Raw genomic sequence first — 1,523 nt, forward strand, 5'->3', positions numbered from 1 at the left:
TTTTCATTGAGTATAAACAGCCACTCTCCAGTTCAATTGGAGAGTTTTTTATAAGAACAGAGATTTACACACCTAGATTTGACACCATACATTTTCTATGATAAAATGTAACAAATTCATTTACAACAAATCGAAATCTAAATGAAATGGAATTTTCTATGAAATCAATCAAAGGACTACTCTTTATCATAGCTAGTTTTATCTTGACTCTTTTGACTTGGATGAACACTTCTCCCCAATTCATGATTCCAGGACTAGCTTTAACAAGCCTATCTCTGACTTTTATCCTAGCCACTCGTCTCCCACTACTAGAAAGCTGGTTTCACGGTTTGGAGAAGGTCTACACCGTCCACAAATTCACAGCCTTTCTCTCAATCATCCTACTAATCTTTCATAACTTTAGTATGGGCGGTTTGTGGGGCTCTCGCTTAGCTGCTCAGTTTGGTAATCTTGCCATCTATATCTTTGCCAGCATCATCCTTGTCGCCTATTTAGGCAAATACATCCAATACGAAGCTTGGCGATGGATTCACCGCCTGGTTTACCTAGCCTATATTTTAGGACTCTTTCACATCTACATGATAATGGGCAATCGTCTCCTTACATTTAATCTTCTAAGTTTTCTTGTTGGTAGCTATGCCCTTTTAGGCTTACTAGCTGGTTTTTATATCATTTTTCTATATCAAAAGATTTCCTTCCCCTATCTAGGGAAAATTACCCATCTCAAACGCTTAAATCACGATACTAGAGAAATTCAAATCCATCTTAGCAGACCTTTCAACTATCAATCAGGACAATTTGCCTTTCTAAAGATTTTCCAAGAAGGCTTTGAAAGTGCTCCGCATCCCTTTTCTATCTCAGGAGGTCATGGTCAAACTCTTTACTTTACTGTTAAAAATTCAGGCGACCATACCAATAATATCTATGATAATCTTCAAGCCGGCAGCAAAGTAACCCTAGACAGAGCTTACGGACACATGATCATAGAAGAAGGACGAGAAAATCAGGTTTGGATTGCTGGAGGTATTGGGATCACCCCCTTCATCTCTTACATCCGTGAACATCCTATTTTAGATAAACAGGTTCACTTCTACTATAGCTTCCGTGGAGATGAAAATGCAGTCTACCTAGATTTACTCCGTAACTATGCTCAGAAAAATCCTAATTTTGAACTCCATCTAATCGACAGTACGAAAGACGGCTATCTTAATTTTGAACAAAAAGAAGTGCCCGAACATGCAACCGTCTATATGTGTGGTCCTATTTCTATGATGAAGGCACTTTCCAAACAGATTAAGAAACAAAATCCAAAAACAGAGCTTATTTACGAAGGATTCAAGTTCAAATAAGTAATCATACTCTCCTGGGATTTCCCAGGAGAGTTTTTTATAGCCAAATGAAATAAGATCGGAACGATGGAATTTTGGCATTCAAATCAATTGATAAGACTATTTTATAGTAGAGTGAAATAGGATACGAACAAATTGATTAGGAAAATCAAATGAATTTATAGAAATATTTTA

Annotated in this window: 1 protein-coding gene; it reads left to right on the plus strand. The window is 36.9% G+C overall.

What is annotated here, in order from left to right:
- Positions 1 to 158 precede the first annotated feature (158 nt).
- The gene (locus tag HT699_RS11375) at positions 159 to 1,349 is read left to right on the plus strand and encodes a ferric reductase-like transmembrane domain-containing protein (protein WP_166730702.1); all 1,191 of its coding nucleotides are present in this window, start codon (positions 159 to 161) and stop codon (positions 1,347 to 1,349) included.
- Positions 1,350 to 1,523 lie beyond the last annotated feature (174 nt).

It is taken from the genome of Streptococcus sp. 1055 (genome assembly GCF_013276815.1).
Lineage (GTDB): Bacteria > Bacillota > Bacilli > Lactobacillales > Streptococcaceae > Streptococcus > Streptococcus pseudopneumoniae.